At 60.7% G+C, this 16,893-nt stretch carries 12 protein-coding genes; 7 read left to right on the top strand and 5 right to left on the bottom strand.

The annotated features are described in order from the left end of the window. Positions 1–8: 8 nt before the first annotated feature. From EKL02_RS06620 to aceE, 3 genes are all read right to left on the bottom strand, one after another. A complete protein-coding gene (locus EKL02_RS06620) occupies positions 9–581 on the bottom strand; it encodes an MFS transporter (RefSeq protein ID WP_128901313.1) in 573 nt (190 codons plus the stop codon). Positions 582–612: 31 nt separating this feature from the next. Further along, positions 613–1,929, bottom strand: a complete 1,317-nt coding sequence (gene aceF / locus EKL02_RS06615) for a dihydrolipoyllysine-residue acetyltransferase (protein WP_128901312.1) — start codon at positions 1,927–1,929, stop codon at positions 613–615. A 105-nt stretch (positions 1,930–2,034) separates the two neighbouring features. Further along, positions 2,035–4,731 (bottom strand): pyruvate dehydrogenase (acetyl-transferring), homodimeric type, encoded by a 2,697-nt coding sequence (gene aceE, locus EKL02_RS06610; RefSeq protein WP_128901311.1) that lies wholly within the window; start codon positions 4,729–4,731, stop codon positions 2,035–2,037. A gap of 305 nt (positions 4,732–5,036) precedes the next feature. On the opposite strand from aceE, the gene folD reads away from it, so the two are divergent. The 6 genes from folD to EKL02_RS06580 all read left to right on the top strand — a co-directional run bounded on the left by folD (position 5,037) and on the right by EKL02_RS06580 (position 11,203). Further along, positions 5,037–5,882, top strand: coding sequence for a bifunctional methylenetetrahydrofolate dehydrogenase/methenyltetrahydrofolate cyclohydrolase FolD (gene folD, locus EKL02_RS06605; protein ID WP_128901310.1), 846 nt, complete (start codon positions 5,037–5,039; stop codon positions 5,880–5,882). A 161-nt stretch (positions 5,883–6,043) separates the two neighbouring features. Beyond that, the gene (locus tag EKL02_RS06600; RefSeq protein ID WP_128901309.1) at positions 6,044–8,113 is read left to right on the top strand and encodes a M3 family metallopeptidase; all 2,070 of its coding nucleotides are present in this window, start codon (positions 6,044–6,046) and stop codon (positions 8,111–8,113) included. 30 nt (positions 8,114–8,143) lie between these two features. Next, on the top strand, positions 8,144–8,776 hold the full coding sequence (locus EKL02_RS06595) for a glutaredoxin family protein (protein WP_128901308.1): 633 nt from the start codon (positions 8,144–8,146) through the stop codon (positions 8,774–8,776). Positions 8,777–8,786: 10 nt separating this feature from the next. Continuing rightward, complete coding sequence (locus EKL02_RS06590; RefSeq protein WP_128901307.1) at positions 8,787–9,203, top strand: DNA polymerase III subunit chi; 417 nt, start codon at positions 8,787–8,789, stop codon at positions 9,201–9,203. A 1-nt stretch (position 9,204) separates the two neighbouring features. Beyond that, the gene (locus EKL02_RS06585) at positions 9,205–9,747 is read left to right on the top strand and encodes a hypothetical protein (protein ID WP_128901306.1); all 543 of its coding nucleotides are present in this window, start codon (positions 9,205–9,207) and stop codon (positions 9,745–9,747) included. Between the two features lie 136 nt (positions 9,748–9,883). Beyond that, complete coding sequence (locus tag EKL02_RS06580; RefSeq protein ID WP_128901305.1) at positions 9,884–11,203, top strand: D-amino acid dehydrogenase; 1,320 nt, start codon at positions 9,884–9,886, stop codon at positions 11,201–11,203. Here the strand turns inward: EKL02_RS06580 and EKL02_RS06575 are convergent. Beyond that, entirely contained in the window at positions 11,189–11,338 is a 150-nt protein-coding gene (locus EKL02_RS06575) for an Lrp/AsnC family transcriptional regulator (RefSeq protein WP_128901304.1), read from the bottom strand. The genes EKL02_RS06580 and EKL02_RS06575 overlap by 15 nt on opposite strands. A 141-nt stretch (positions 11,339–11,479) precedes the next feature. On the opposite strand from EKL02_RS06575, the gene EKL02_RS06570 reads away from it, so the two are divergent. Further along, a complete protein-coding gene (locus tag EKL02_RS06570; protein ID WP_128901303.1) occupies positions 11,480–12,625 on the top strand; it encodes a branched-chain amino acid ABC transporter substrate-binding protein in 1,146 nt (381 codons plus the stop codon). Positions 12,626–12,683: 58 nt separating this feature from the next. Here the strand turns inward: EKL02_RS06570 and EKL02_RS06565 are convergent, their stop codons facing one another. Further along, positions 12,684–16,766 (bottom strand): Pls/PosA family non-ribosomal peptide synthetase, encoded by a 4,083-nt coding sequence (locus tag EKL02_RS06565; protein ID WP_128901302.1) that lies wholly within the window; start codon positions 16,764–16,766, stop codon positions 12,684–12,686. Positions 16,767–16,893 lie beyond the last annotated feature (127 nt).

Below are 16,893 nucleotides of genomic sequence, written 5' to 3'. Positions count from 1 at the left end.
TCTCCAACTTATTCTTGTTTCATTTCGATACTGTAAACCTGGTACGGCGCCGCGGAACTCTTGTCGAATTCGACCCCGGCCTGCACTCCAGCCAGAGCAATGTCGCGGGCGCTGCCGGGCTGCTCGTAGACTGCATACATCGCTCCCAGGGCAAAATTGCGCCCGCTGCCGATGCCCCAGAAACGGTCGAAGCTGAACACTTCGCGATACGAATACACGCCAAAAATCCCGTAAGGGTTGGCAATCAGCGAAGTGATCTGCGACGATTCGTAAGGATCGTCTTCGTCTTCCTTGGTATTCAGGAAGTAGTTCTCTTTCAAAATCTGGTGCACCTTCGAGTACGTCTCGAAGACTTCCTCGCGGCTGCTCAGCTTGCAATCCTCGCCCATCTCGGTCAGCAGCTTGCGCATGACCGGAAAGTGTGCCGCCGTCCCCGCCAGGGTGATCCAGGATTCGCCCACCTGGAAAATCTTGCGGTTGGCTTCATAGGCGCTCGACAGGCGCGTGTCGCCAAATGTCACCAGCGAATCGGCGGCGATGGCAATCTGGTTATCCTTCTTGACGACGACGCAGGTGGTCATGCCAGCTCTCCGGTAAGGTCGGCTGCGCCGCTCACAGCAGGGTCTTGCGCATGTCGGCCAGCACCTCGCCCAGGAATACCGTGAAGCGCGCGGCCATAGCGCCATCGATGACGCGGTGGTCATACGACAGCGACAGCGGCAGCAGCAGGCGCGGGGCGAATTGCTTGCCATCCCATACTGGCTTGATGGCCGACTTGGACAGGCCCAGGATCGCCACTTCCGGCGCATTGATGATCGGCGTGAACGCCGTGCCGCCAATGCCGCCAAGCGATGAGATGGTAAAGCTGGCGCCCTGCATGTCCGCGGGCTTCAACTTGCCATCGCGGGCCTGCGCTGACAGCGTACCCATTTCGGCCGCGATCTGTGAAATGCCCTTTTTGTCTGCATCCTTGATGACCGGCACCACCAGGCCATTTGGCGTATCGGCGGCAAAGCCGATGTTGTAATACTGCTTGAGGATCAGGTTCTCGCCCTTCTCATTGAGCGACGCATTGAAGGCAGGGTATTGCCTGAGCGCGGCCACGCAGGCCTTGATCACGAACGCCAGCATGGTCAGCTTGACGCCGGACTTGGCCAGCGCAGCATTGCTGGACTTGCGGAATTCTTCGAGGTCGGTAATGTCGGCCTCGTCGAACTGCGTCACGTGGGGGATCATTACCCAGTTGCGGTGCAGGTTCGGACCGCTGATTTTCTTGATGCGCGGCAGCGGCTGTACTTCGGTGGCGCCAAACTTCGAGAAGTCCAGCGATGGCCACGGCAGCAGGTTCATGCCGGCGCCGCCGCCCGCAGCAGCCGCAGGCGCGGCTGCGCCGGAAACCACCGATTTTACGTAAGCCTGGACATCCGGCTGCACGATGCGGCCCTTGGGACCAGAACCCGGCACACGCGCCAGATCAACGCCAAGCTCACGCGCGAACTTGCGCACCGAGGGCGACGCGTGCGGCTTGCGCCCGCCTGGAGCCGGCGCGCTCTCGACCACGGCCATGGTTGGCTGCGGTTGCACCGCCGGCAATGGCGCAGCAGGCGCCGCGACGGCAGGCGCCGGCGCAGCAGATTGCGCCGGCGCCGGCGCGGCTGCAGCCGGTGCAGCTGCCGGCGCCGCAGCGCCATCCTGTGCTTCCAGCACCAGCAGCACCGACCCTTCGGCCACCTTGTCGCCGATCTTGACCTTCAGTTCCTTGACCACGCCGGCGTGGCTGGCGGGAATTTCCATGCTCGCCTTGTCCGATTCCACCGTGACCAGCGACTGCTCCGCCTTGATCGTATCCCCCACCTTGACCAGCAATTCAATGACTTCCACTTCCTTGAAGTCACCAATGTCCGGCACCTTGATTTCTGTCATGCTCATGGTTATAGCTCCGTTCTCCGCCTCCCCTGCCAGGGGAAGGAACCTCTTACTGGTGGTTGCGCTCCCCGTTGAGGGAGGCAGTTTTTTTATTCAGGTGGTGATCGTTCAGACCGTCATCGGGTTGGGCTTTTCCGGGTTGATGCCGTATTTGGCGATCGCCTGGGCCACCACGGATGCCGAAATCGCGCCGTCGTCCGCCAGTCCCTTCAAGGCTGCCACCGTGATGAAGTAGCGATTGACTTCGAAGAACTCGCGCAGCTTGGCGCGGGTATCCGAGCGACCGAAACCGTCGGTGCCAAGCACCTTGTAGCTGCGCCCCTTCGGCATGTACGCGCGGATCTGCTCGGCAAATGTGCGCATGTAGTCGGTGGTCGCCACGATCGGCCCCTTGGTGCCCTGCAACGATTGCGTCACGTGCGCTGCGCGCGGCTTGTCTGCGGGATGCAGCATGTTCCAGCGCTCGACCTCCTCGCCATCGCGGGCCAGCAGGGTGAAGGACGGCGCCGACCAGACATCGGCGGCAATGCCCCAGTCATTTTTCAACAACTCCGCGGCGAAGATGGATTCGCGCAGGATGGTGCCGGAGCCCATGAGCTGCACGCGGTGCTTGAGTCCTGCGTCGCCTTCCTGCAGCAGGTACAACCCCTTCAGGATGTTTTCCTCCTGGCCTTCCTTCAGGCCGGGATGGCTGTAGTTCTCATTCATGATGGTGATGTAATAGAACACATCCTCCTGCTTTTCCACCATGCGCTTCAAGCCATCGTGGATGATCACGGCCAGCTCGTGGGCATAGGTCGGGTCGTACGGCATGCAGTTCGGGATGGTCGATGCCAGCACGTGGCTGTGGCCGTCCTCATGCTGCAGGCCTTCGCCATTCAGCGTGGTGCGCCCGGCAGTGCCCGCCATCAGGAAGCCGCGGGCACGCATGTCGCCGGCAGCCCAGGCCAGGTCGCCGACGCGCTGCAGGCCGAACATCGAATAAAACGTGTAGAACGGGATCATGACGCGGTTGTTCGTCGAATACGACGTCGCCGCGGCGATCCATGAACTCATCCCGCCCGCCTCGTTGATCCCTTCCTGCAGGATCTGGCCAGCCTTGTCTTCGCGGTAATACATCACCTGGTCGCGGTCCACCGGTTCGTACAACTGCCCTTGCTGGCTGAAGATGCCGATCTGGCGGAACAGGCCTTCCATGCCAAAGGTGCGCGACTCATCGACCAGGATCGGCACCAGGCGCTGGCTCAGGTTCGGGTCGCGCAGCAGTGCCGTAAAGATGCGCACATACGCTTGCGTCGTCGAAATCTCGCGGCCTTCCGCCGTCGGCTCCAGCACTGCCTTGAATGCCGAAAGTTCCGGCACCGGCAGCTTTTCGTCGGCTTGCATGCGGCGCTGCGGCAAGTAACCGCCCAGCGCCTTGCGGCGCTCATGCAGGTACTTGATTTCCGGCGCATCGTCAGCCGGCTTAAAGAACGGCACTTCGTGCAGCTTGTCGTCGGGAATCGGAATATTGAAGCGGTCGCGCATCTCGCGCACGGCCTCGTCATCGAGCTTCTTGGTCTGGTGGGCAGTATTGCGCGCCTCGCCCGACTTGCCCATGCCAAAACCCTTGATGGTCTTGACCAGCAGGACGGTCGGCTGGCCTTTGTGCTCGCTGGCCGCCTTGAAGGCCGCGTAAATCTTGTGCGGATCGTGGCCGCCGCGATTCAGGCGCCAGACATCGTCGTCGGACATGTTGGCGACCATTTCCAGCAGCTTCGGATGCTTGCCGAAGAAATGCTTGCGCACGTAGGCACCGTCATTGGCCTTGCAGTTCTGGTATTCGCCATCGACGGTTTCCATCATCACGCGCTGCAGGATGCCATCCTTGTCGCGCGCCAGCAGGTCATCCCAGTAGCCGCCCCAGACCACCTTGATGACATTCCAGCCGGCGCCGCGGAAATCGGCTTCCAGTTCCTGGATGATCTTGCCATTGCCGCGCACCGGGCCATCCAGGCGCTGCAGGTTGCAGTTGACCACCATGACGAGATTGTCGAGCTGCTCGCGTGCTGCCATGCCGATGGCGCCCATCGATTCCGGCTCGTCCATCTCGCCATCGCCGCAGAAAGCCCAGACCTTGCGTTTTGCGGTGTCGGCAATGCCGCGCGCATGCAGGTATTTCAGGAAGCGCGCCTGGTAGATCGCCATCAACGGCCCGAGGCCCATCGATACGGTGGGAAATTGCCAGAAATCCGGCATCAGCTTCGGATGCGGGTAGGAAGACAGGCCCTTGCCGTCGACCTCGCGGCGGAAGTTCAGCAACTGGTCTTCGGACAGGCGCCCTTCTAGGAAGGCGCGGGCATAGATGCCGGGCGAGGAATGACCCTGGATGTACAGCAGGTCGCCGCCATGATCTTCGGTCGGCGCATGCCAGAAATGGTTGAAGCCGGTGCCCAGCATGTTGGCCAGCGAAGCAAAGCTGGAAATGTGGCCGCCGAGGTCGCCATCGGCGCGGTTGGCCTTGACCACCATCGCCATGGCATTCCAGCGCATCCAGGAGCGCAGGCGCTCTTCATATTCCAGGTTGCCGGGGGAATGGGCGCCGAGATGGGCGGGAATCGTGTTGACGTAGGCGGTATTGCTGGAAAACGGGATATGGGCGCCGCGCCGGCGCGCCAGGTCCACCATGCGCTCCATCAGGTAATGGGCGCGGTCGGTTCCCTCGTTTTCGATGACGGCCTCAAGCGCATCCAGCCATTCCCGTGTCTCCACGACATCCGGGTCATTGGCTGCCTGCGTCATCAATTGGTCGAGTTGGGCTGACATTCTTGTCTCCTGTATGGCCGGCTCATGCAGTGCGCCACATGTAAATCCGGCATGTCATTAATTAAAACTGCGGCATTGGCAAAAAGTGTAGCACGGCTTTTTATTTTTTCAAATAGCGAGATTGCATTCCACATTATGAGATATATGGTGCAGTGCGAGATATAATCAATGCAACGTTTGCCAACGCCTGACGGAACATGTTGCATGAAGATTAACTCCAAACGGATTACCTTTACGGCAGCCTTGTCTGGCGAGCCAGGCTCTATAATCTCGTTTTGACCACTTTTAATCTTGATACACTCATCATGACTGCACAAATTATTGACGGCACCCTGCTTTCCCAAAAAATCCGCGCCGAAGTCGCAGAACGTGCGGCAGCGCTTACCGCGCAAGGCAAACAGCCCGGATTGGCCGTCATCCTGGTGGGCGATGATCCTGCCAGCCACGTGTATGTCAGGAACAAGGTCAAGGCGTGCGAAGACGCCGGCCTGCGTTCCGTGCTGGAAAAATACGAAGCCAGCCTGGCCGAAGCCGACTTGCTCGCACGCATCGACGCCCTGAACAAGGACCCCGCCATCCATGGCATCCTGGTACAAATGCCGCTGCCGCCCCATATCAGCGCGCACAAGGTCATCGAGGCGATTTCCACTGCCAAGGATGTGGATGGCTATTCGGTGCTGTCCGCCGGCGAACTGATGGCCGGCCTGCCGGGTTTCCGCCCCTGCACCCCGTACGGCTGCATGAAAATGATTGAAAGCACCGGCGTCGATTTGCGCGGCAAGCATGCCGTGGTCATCGGCCGCAGCAATACCGTCGGCAAGCCGATGGCACTCCTGCTCTTGCAAGCCAACGCTACCGTCACCATCTGTCATAGCGGAACGCCGGACCTGGGCTACCACACCCGCCAGGCCGACGTGGTGGTGGCCGCCGTCGGCCGCCGCAATACCCTGAAAGCAGACATGATCAAGCCGGGCGCCATCGTCATCGATGTCGGCATCAACCAGGATGAAAACGGCAAGCTGTGCGGCGATGTCGATTTCGCCGGCGCAAAGGACGTCGCTGGCTATATTTCCCCGGTGCCACGCGGCGTGGGCCCGATGACGATTACCATGCTGCTGGTAAATACGATTGAAGCAGCGGAACGAGTTTAACTAATTGGGGATAGAGTTTATGAGAGCGAGCCGGGGTTTCAAGCGGCATGCCGCTTGCCGGCGTAGCGGTAAAAGCTTGCAAGCTTTTACGCATACTGCAAGTACCACAGTGCGTCGAGTTACTCTGTCCCCAACACTCTTTGAAATTGAAAGCACACACCATGAGCGCCACCACTGCAAACCCACTGCTCGATTTTTCCGACTTGCCCCGCTTCGAAGCAATCCAGCCTGAGCATGTCACCCCTGCCATCGACGCCTTGCTGGAGCAAAACCGCGCCGTGGTGGCGCAACTGGAAGCACCGGTTGCGGAGGTAAGCTGGGAAAACTTCGTCGAACCCCTGGAAAACGCCACGGAAATGCTGGGGCGGGCCTGGGGCGTGGTCGGCCACCTCAACGCCGTGGTCGACACCCCGGAGCTGCGCGCGGCCTACAATGAAAACCAGCCGAAGGTCACCGAGTTCTGGACTGCGCTGGCGCAAAACCTGGCCCTGTTCGAAAAATACAAGGCATTGCAGGCCAGCGCCGGTTTTGCCCGCCTGTCGCCGGCACGCCAGAAAATCATTGAAAATGCCGTGCGCGACTTTCGCCTGGGCGGCGCCGAACTTGCCGAGGACAAGAAGCCGCGTTTTGCCGAAATCCAGGAAAAGCATGCCGTCATTTCCACGCGCTTTTCCGAAAACGTGCTGGACGCCACCAATGACTATGCCCTCTTCGTCGACAGCGAAGCGGACTTGGCGGGCCTGCCCGATGACGTGAAGCAGGCCGCGCGCACCGCTGCCGAAAAGGATGGCAAAGCCGGCTACAAGTTCAGCCTGCACTTCCCGTCCTACTTCCCGCTGCTGCAGTACGCTGACAACCGTGCCCTGCGCGAAACCATCTACCGCGCCAACGCTACCAAGGCCTCCGAACTCGGCGCCAAACCCGAGTGGGACAATACGCAAAATATCGTCGACCTCCTGAAGCTGCGCGCCGAGGAAGCCGCCCTGCTGGAGTACGGCAACTTTGCCGAAGTCTCGCTGGTGCCGAAAATGGCGGAGTCGCCGCAGCACGTGATCGGCTTCCTGGAAGACCTGGCGCAACGCGCCCGTCCCTTCGCCGAAAAGGACCTGGCCGAGCTGCGCAGCTTCGCCAGGGATGAACTCGGCCTGGCCCAGCTCGAAGCCTGGGACATGGCCTATGCCTCGGAAAAGCTGCGCGAGAAGCGCTACGCCTTTTCCGAGCAGGAAGTGAAGGAATACTTCCCCGAGCCGAAAGTCATCGAAGGCCTGTTCCGCGTGGTGCAAAGCCTGTTCGCCGTGGACATCAAGCCCGACAGCGCCGCGGTCTGGCACAAGGATGTGAAGTTCTTCCGCATCGAGCGGGATGGCGAGCTGCTGGGCCAGTTCTACCTCGACCTGTACGCCCGCAACGGCAAGCGCGGCGGCGCCTGGATGGATGACGCGCGCGGCCGGCGCAGGCTGGCCGACCGCATCCAGACGCCGGTGGCTTACCTGACCTGCAATTTCAGCGAACCCGTCACGGTCGATGGCCGCGAGCGCCCGGCGCTGTTCACCCATGACGAAGTCATCACCCTGTTCCATGAATTCGGCCACGGCCTGCACCACATGCTGACCGAAGTCGACGACCTGAGCGTATCCGGCATTGCCGGCGTCGAGTGGGATGCTGTCGAATTGCCATCGCAATTCATGGAAAACTTTTGCTGGGAATGGGAAGTGTTGCAGCACATGACGGCGCACATGGACACCGGCGCGCCACTGCCGCGCGCGCTGTACGACAAGATGGTCGCCGCGAAAAACTTCCAGTCCGGCCTGCAGATGCTGCGCCAGGTCGAGTTTTCGCTGTTCGACATGCACCTGCACTACGACTACGACCCGAATGGCGGCAAAAGCGTGCAGGACATGCTGACCGAATTGCGCCAGCGCGTGGCGGTCATCATTCCGCCGGCATTCAACCGTTTCCAACACTCCTTCGGCCATATCTTTGCCGGCGGCTATTCGGCAGGTTACTATAGCTACAAGTGGGCCGAAGTCCTGTCCGCAGACGCCTACAGCATGTTCGAGGAAGCCAGCGAAGCCACCGGCAACATCCTGTCGAGCGAAGCCGGCCTGAAGTTTTCCCAGGAAGTGCTGGCCATGGGCGGCTCGCGCCCTGCCCTGGAATCGTTCATGGCTTTCCGCGGCAGGGAACCGAATATCGATGCGCTGTTGCGGCATAATGGCATGAGCGCGTAATAAAAAAACAAGGCGAATCAAGGAGGCTTAATGAATTCCACCGCATCTGTTCTTGTCCTGACAATGCTGCTCGCTGCCGGCGCGGCCCATGCCCAGCTGTACAAGTGGGTAGGTCCTGACGGCAAGATCACTTACAGCGATGTGCCGCCGCCAAAAACCGCCAAGCAGGTCGAGCAGAAGGACATCGCCAGCGCCGCCGGCGGCGCCAGCGCCGCCGGCCTGCCCTACGAACTGGCGCAGGCAGTGCGCAACCATCCGGTGACGCTCTATACCGGCGACAAGTGTGAGCCTTGCGAAGAGGCACGCAGCTATCTCAAGCAGCGCGGCGTGCCATTTGCCGAAAAGACGGTCACAACCAACGACGATATCGCCCGCCTCAAACAGGCCGTCAGCGAGTCGCGCCTGCCAGCAGTAACGATCGGCCGCGACAAGCATACCGGTTTCGAGTCCGGTGCCTGGGGCGCGACATTGTCAGCCGCCGGCTACCCCCAGACCAGCACGTTGCCCAAGACTTACCGCCAGCCGGCAGCGGAAGCAGCCGCGCCCAAGGCAAAGATCGAAAAAGCCGCACAGCGCGGGCAGGCAAGCGCCAATGGTGCGGAAACGCCGGCCACCAGCGCCCCGCCCGCCGTTGGCAATGCCCCGCCGGGATTCCGTTTTTAAGCGCTCGGCCATGACGCGCATCGATTTTCACAGCAACGTTCCTGACAAATTTCACTTTGCCTGCCGTCTGGTGCGCAAGGCACGGGCAGCCGACAGCAAGATCGTGCTGAAAGCGGATCGCCAGGACCTGGCGGCGCTCGACGCCGCCCTCTGGACTTTTTCAGCCGACGAATTCGTGCCGCATGTGCAAGCCGGCGATGCGCTGGCAGCGCAAACCCCGGTCATCCTGACGGCTGACGACAATGCCGAATTGCCGCATCACCAGATCCTGATCAACCTGTCCGGCACACCGCCAGCCAATTTTGCGCGTTTTGAACGCCTGATCGAGATTGTCGCCGCCGCAGATACCGATGCCGCGGCGGGCCGGGTGCGTTACAAGTATTACCTGGGTCAGGGTTACCAATTGAATCATTTCGTCGCCGCATAGCATGAATACTCCGCCGTCCGACCAGGGCATCCCGATCCTGACCGAAGTCATCGGTCCGCAGGCTGCGCCCGAACCAGTCCTTCCGGTCATCAAAGCCAGTCCGCCTGAGGCGGCAGTCACTCCGCCGGCCTTGGTCCAGACCGCGCCGCCCGCCGGCGTTCCGGCACGAGCGGCTTTTTCCATGCCAGCCTCTGCGCCCTCTTCCGCAGCGGTGCTTGCCGAAGTCAGGCACGACGTCCCGCCCGCTGCGCCTGTCGCCGCCAGCGCCGGTGGCGCAAGCGAAACGCAAGCGCCCTCGCCCTGGAAAAACAGCGAACTGGGCGACCTCGAAAAAGAACTGCGCGAACGCATCACGCGCCAGGTGCTGGGCCGTATCGATTTCGTGCTCGACCATCGGGTTCGCAATACCTTGACCGATGTGGTCGATAGCGCGATCGACACCCTGGCGGCGGAAATCAAGCGCGGCTTGCACGACACGCTGACCGACATCGTGGCGCGGGCTGTTGCGCAGGAAATTTCAAGACTGCAGACGACAAAAAAATAAATAATTCAGAAAATTTTTTTTATTTTCAAACAATCTGAAAATTTTTTGTTTGTTTTTAAATATTTCCACCGCTGTTTTGAATGCCAAAAAAACCGTTCTGTTTCTACAATCTCTGTATTAGTACACGGAGATCGCCATGAAAGTCATCGTCCTCGGCGCAGGAATCGTCGGCACCGCTTCCGCGTGGTTCCTGCAAAAAGCCGGGCATGAAGTCACGGTGCTGGAGCGTCAGCCCGGCGCAGCCCAGGAAACCAGCTTTGCCAACGGTTGCCAGATTTCCGTCTCGCACGCCGAGCCCTGGGCCAATCCCCGCGCGCCACTGAAAATCTTCAAATGGCTGGGCCAGGAAGATGCCCCCCTGCTTTATCGCTTCCGCCCGGAATGGCTGCAGTGGCGCTGGGGCCTGAACTTCCTGCGCGAATGCACGCCGGCCCGCACCAGTGACAATATCCGCCAGATTGTCGCCATCGCCGAATACAGCCGCCAGACCCTGCAGTCCGTGCGCGCCGAGACCGGCGTCGATTACGATTGCCTGACCAGGGGCATCCTGCATTTTTACACCAACCAGCAGGAATTCGAGGAAGCGCAGCCGGCGGCAAAGCTTATACGCGATCTTGGCTGCCCGCGCGAGACGATCAGCGCCGATGAAGTGGTCCGCATCGAGCCGGCGCTGGCTGCCAGCCGCGGCAAGATTGTCGGCGGCGACTTCACCGCCACCGATGAATCGGGCGATGTCTATAAATTCACCACCGGCCTGGCGGCCAAATCGGCAGAAGCCGGCGTCGATTTCCAGTTCAACACCACCGTCACCCGCCTGCTGACCGAGGGTGCGGGCGCCGCGGCGCGCATTTCAGGTGTGGAAGTCATCGATGGCCACGGCCGCCACCGCGTCTTGCGCGCCGACGCGTTCGTCATGGCGATGGGCAGCTTTTCGGTAGCGCTCCTGAAGCCGCTCGGTGTCGACCTGATGATTTATCCGGGCAAGGGGTATTCGGCAACTTTCCAGGTGACCGATCCGACGTCGGCGCCCTCGGTCTCGCTGACCGACGACGGCCACAAGCTGGTGATCTCGCGCCTGGGCGACCGCTTGCGCGTGGCCGGCACCTGCGAACTGAACGGCTATACAAGGGAACTGAACACGACCCGCTGCGAAGCCATCACGCGGCGCACGCGCGAACTGTTCCCCACCGCTTGCGATTACGGCAATCCGGCATACTGGACCGGACTGCGCCCCCTGACCCCGTCCAACGTGCCCTATATCGGCAAGACCCGCTACCCCAACCTGTTCCTCAATACCGGCCACGGCACGCTGGGCTGGACGATGGGCTGCGGCTCGGGCAAGGCCATCGCCGAAATCGTTTCGGGACGGATGCCGGACGTGAATTTTGCCTTCACCGGCTTGCCGCGCCAGCGGCCAGCGATTGTCTCGGCGCAGGTTTCGTCAGGCGCGAGCTGAAAGCCGGACATCGCTTGCCCGCCCGCGCAGGCAGGTTGGCTGCGAAACAGGCAGCTTTTCCGCCCAAACCCCGGGCGCGATCCGGTTATCCTTCTGCAGCAGGGTCAGTAACTTCCAGTCGGCCTTGTCGAGCATGCAGAACCTGGGCATAAAACGCGAAAAAATGTTAAAAAATGCCACAAAAAATCTTTTCGTAAGAGGCTGAATGCTGTACCTTTTTGCACGTGGGCACGTATTTTCGCCCGTCGGCCCCATTCACCCCCCAGGAGAGTCTTTATGCAATGCAAATCAGGTTTGGTCCCGCTGTCTGCTGCGATCGCATTCGCTTTTACCGGTTCGGCATTTGCCCAGGAAACCGTCATCAAGATCGGCCATGTCTCGCCGATGTCGGGCGGCCAGGCGCACTTTGGCCGTGACAATACCAATGGCGCCATCCTGGCGATTGACGACCTGAACGCCAAGGGCATTACCATCGGCGGCAAGAAAGTGAAGTTCCAGTTGCAGGCAGAAGACGATGCGGCCGACCCGAAACAAGGCACAGCCGTCGCGCAAAAGCTGGTCGATGCCAAGGTCAATGGCGTCATCGGCCACCTGAATTCGGGCACCACGATTCCTGCATCGAAAATCTACGCTGAAGCCGGCATCCCGCAAATCTCCCCCTCGGCCACCAATCCGAAATACACCCAGCAAGGCTACAAGACCACTTTCCGCGTGGTTGCCAACGACGGCCAACTGGGCGGCTCGCTGGGCAAGTACGCCGTCAACACCCTGAAGGCCAAGAGCATCGCCGTGATCGATGACCGTACCGCCTATGGCGAAGGCGTCGCCACCGAATTCGCCAAGGCCGTCAAGGCGGCCGGCGGCAAGGTCGCCTCGCAACAATATACGACAGACAAGGCCACCGATTTCCTGGCGATCCTGACAGCCATCAAGGCCAAGAAGCCCGACGTTGTGTTCTTTGGCGGCATGGACAATGTGGCTGGCCCGATGCTGCGCCAGATGAAGCAGCTCGGCATCAATGCCAAGATGATGGGCGGCGACGGCATCTGCACTGCCGAGCTTGCCAGGCTTGCCGGCGACGGCATGAGCGATGGCCAGGTAATCTGCGCCGAAGCCGGCGGCGTGACGGGCGAACAGGAAAAAGTGATGAATGCCTTCGTCGAACGCTACCAGAAGAAATTCAACCAGAACGTGCAACTGTATGCACCGTACGTGTATGACGCCACCATGACCATGGCTGCCGCCATGCAAAAGGCCGACTCGGCCGACCCCGCCAAGTATCTTCCCGTGCTCGCCAAGATCAAGCATGAAGGCGTCAGCGGCAAGATCGAATTCGATGCCAAGGGCGACCTGAAGGATGGCGCGCTGACCTTGTTCACCTACAAGGCCGGCAAGAAGGAAAAGATCGCCGTAGTCAAATAACAGCCAGTCAATCCGCTCCTGTTCCCGGGCGCCCGCATCTTTGGATGCGGGCGCTTTTTTATTGCATGCAACCGGCGCGGGCGCTGGCAGTCGCCCCTTCCGCAGGCGCCGCCGGGCAGCCGTTCCAGCTCGATGCCGCCGGAATGAATTCCCCTTTCATGACCAGCGTGAGCGCTCCCAGTCTCACATCGTCTGCAATTGTTGCGCTGTAGAGAACGGCACTGCGCGGCCCCATGTAGACGCGCCGGCCAATGACGACGTGGTCGATTTTCATCACGCGATCCTCGAACAGGTGCGTCTGCGGGCAAGCCAGCGCATTGATTTCGCTGTACTCGCCAATCGTCACGCAATCGAACTCAGTCACATCGGTGGTGTCCAGGTAGACGCCCTTGCCAATGCGGCTACCCAGCATGTTGAAGGCGAGCGGCAGCCAGGGAGTGCCGCGCAGGTAGCGCATGAAATTTGGCACGGCAATGCCTTCATACATGTTGGTCACCGCCTCTGATAACCAGACAAACGGCGTCCACATGGGCACGCTGCACTTGCGATAGCGCCGCATGAGCAGCCATTTCAGCGCAACGATGAAAACAAAGGTGCCGAGGCCGTAGAGCAAGCCATCGATGGTAAGGCTGGCGATTACCTCAGCCCATTGCCCGGCGCCGGCAAGCGGCATGACGTTCAGGACAATCGTGTAGCCGACGGCAATGACAATGGCATGGGGCGCAATGATGCGGAAAGCTTCAATCAGGCCGCGCCCGATGCGGCGCAGGTGCGACGGCCGGTACGTCAGCGCCTCGGGAAACCCGCTGGTCTGCTCTCGTGCCGGCAAGTTGATCGCCGGCGTACCCAGCCAGGTATCGCCACTTTGCATGCGGCCATTCTCTGGCACAAAGGAATGCACGCCGATTAGAACGTTTTCCGGCACGATCGTGCCGTCGGGAACATACGCGCCATTACCGATGAAACTGCGGCGCGAAATGACCGTCGGCTGCACTGACATCCAGCCCGCATCGATATGCTCGTCGCCCAGCATGACGGCATCGGCAATGAAGGTATCCTCGCCCAGTGTCAGCATGTCCGGCACCAGGCCCAGCGCCGTGGAGATCTCTGCGCCGCGCCCCACTTTGGCGCCGAGCAACCGGTACCAGAAAGGCGCGTATATGGTGGCATACACGCCATGCAGCACCTGCAGGCTGGCTTCCTGGATCTGGTTGACCAGCCACTTGGCGCAGTAGCGGTTGCTATGAACTGGCCAGCTACCTGGTTTAAGCCGTGGCAGGGCCGTCCAGCGGATAAGGGCCGACAACAAGGCCGTACAGACGATCATCAGCGCCGTCGCCGGAAACGCCAGGATAAAATATTTTGCGAGCTGAAATCCGAAGTTAGTGCTTTGCAATGCAGGGAAACGATCGACATTGTCGATCCAGTCGATCAGCATAAAACTCGGAAACACCGGCAAGAAAAACAAGGTCGTAATCAGCGTCGCGCCGGCCATGAAATATACCGCTTCGACCAGGTGCCGCCCGCGTGAAACGACTGGCCGCGCAGGATGTGACGAAGGATCGAAAGAGCCGATGTCGCGCGCAGGCGAGCCTTTCCATATTCTGCGCGCAGGCAGGGCGGCGCCGTCACCGAGTGCTGACTGGCCTTCGAGATGCCCGTACTCGCCGAGCGCCGTATTACCTTCGAGGACGGCACAAGATCCTATGCAGGCCTCGCGGCCAATGTCGATGGCCCCGATCCTTAGCACACCATGCTCGACGCGGGCGTTTTCCAGGTTAACCGCATTGCCGATGCTTGCGCCGTCGCCGATACTGAGCAAGTCCGGGGCACGCAGGGTGATCGAGCCGATGACGACCTCCCTGCCGATTTTGGCGCCAAGTGCGCGCAACCACCAGATATACATCGACGACCCGTTCAGGAGATAGGTCGGCGCAGATTCGACCAGGCGATCCGCGAGCCACCATCGATAGTATGTCAGCCCCCAGAGCGGGTAACTCCCCGGCTTGAGTCGTCCGGCGATGAGCCATTTGCCGCCAATGGCGATCGCAAACTCCAGCAGCGTGGTCAGGACGAATGCCGCCACCGAAATCAGCACGGCAAATGCGATTGAATCACCAGGCTCACCGGTAAAAAAATGGTAAGCGAAGAATGGCGTAAGCCACTGCGCCATGCGCAATGCCACCAAGCCAGGCAGCGCTGCTGCCTGGGCAATACCGCAGCGCCAGCGCCGGAAAGCCGAAGGCGGCTGCCAGTCGGTGTCTGCCGCCGAAACCGGGGCAGCGGTGTTACCCAGAACTTCGGCGATGCCGCCGATAGTCCTTTGCTGATAAACATCGCGAACCGTGATGTGGGCAAAGCGTGAATCGGTGCGCAGCGTCGACACCAGGCGTGCCGCCAGCAAGGAATGGCCGCCGAGATCGAAAAAGAAATCGGCGGTGCCAACAAGGGGCTGGCCGGGAAACAGCTTCCCCAGCGCGGAAAACAGGGCTTGTTCGGCGGGCGTCTGCGGCACGTCGGAATTACCTGCTTCGGCAACGATCGCAAGCGGACGCGCCCGCAGCGCCTTGCGGTCGATCTTCCCTGAGAGCAGGCGCGGCATTTCCACAAGCTGCTCGAAGCAGCCGGGCACCATGTAGGATGGCAGCGAGGCCGCCAGCGCTGCCCGCAAGGCCATGCCGGATGGCGCTGCGCCACCTTCGGCAACAAAAAAGGCCACCAGCTGGTCGATGCCGTCCTGCTGGCGCAGCACCACGGCGACAGTGCCGATTCCCGGCTGCCGGGCCAGCACGGCTTCAATTTCCCCAAGTTCCACCCGAAACCCGCGAATCTTGACCTGGTCATCGGTGCGGCCAAGGCACTCCACGCAGCCATCGGGCCCGATGCGCGCCAGGTCGCCAGTCCGGTACAGACGCCGGTCGTGAGCGTGGGTTGCCCAGGGATTGGGAAGAAATTTTTCGGCGGTCAGTTCCGGGCGGCCGAGATAGCCGTCAGCGACCCCCGGCCCCGTGATGCATAACTCTCCGACCTCCCCGCGCGGCAGGAGCACAAGGCCGTTTTCAGTCGACGTATCGATGACCAGCATGCCATAGTTCGGCAACGGCCGGCCGATGGTGACCGGTTGGTGCGCATGAAGTTCGGCAAGACTTGCCGAAACCGTCGCCTCGGTCGGGCCATACGTATTGAACACCTGGCGGCCAGGCCTTGCCCAGCGGGCAACCAGGGGTGCCGGGCACATCTCGCCGCCCAGGTTGATCAGGCGCAGGCATTGCACGTCGTGATTGAACAGGGCCAGCAGGGTCGGCACTGTGTGAATGACCGTAATGTCGTTTTCGACCAGGGCATGCGGCAAGACTTCAGGATCGGTCGCCACCTCCTTCGGGGCGATCCACAGCGTCGCGCCGACCAAATAGCTGATCCAGATCTCCTCGAAAGACATGTCGAACGCAGCTGAAAAGCCCTGATATACCCGGTCGCTTTCACATACGCCAAGCATGGCATTCTCGCTGCGGAGAAAGTGGCTGATACTGGCCTGGCTGATCGCGATGCCCTTGGGCTTGCCTGTCGATCCGGAGGTATAAATGACGTAGGCCGGATGCGATGCCAGCAGCCCTTCGCGTCGACGCAAAGGCAGGGCCGGCACGAGCAACTCTTCTGCACTCCAGAGGCAATGACCGGCAGGTGGCAGGTGCGCTGCGAACGCGGCGCACGTGACGATGCCGACTGCCTCGGCATCGTCCAGACACACGCCAATACGCTCAACGGGCACGTCGGCGTCAAATGGCAGCCACGCCGCGCCAGCCTTGGCGATGCCAAGTTGCATCACCAGCAAATCAATGCCTCGTGGCAACCATAAACCGACAATTTGACCCGGCCGCACGCCGGCGCTGATCAGCCCCGAGGCGACCTGGTCCGCCTGCTGGTTCAGCGCCTGATAAGTCAATTGCCGGTCGCTGCAAATCAATGCCACCTTATCGGGGATACGGGATGCGGTCGCCTCGAAGAGGCTGGCAAGAACCTCGTCGCAGACCAAGTCAGCGCGTGCTGGCCCAACGACAATGTCTGGCAAGACATCCCTGTCTTGATCTGATGCTGAAGACAGACGGGCAATACCGGTACTCTCGGCCGAAACAATGGACATGAAAAATTTACCGCAGAAAAAGGAACCTGGTCGAGGGGAATCCCCCGCTTATGAATGGAAAGATGAACACGTCGCCGAGTGTCTTTATGTCATTTTAAAAACATATAAAAAAAGCACTCGATCGAGC

It is taken from the genome of Janthinobacterium sp. 17J80-10, from assembly GCF_004114795.1.
Taxonomy (GTDB): Bacteria; Pseudomonadota; Gammaproteobacteria; order Burkholderiales; family Burkholderiaceae_D; genus Paucimonas.
This window is presented reverse-complemented; position numbering and strand designations above follow the sequence as displayed.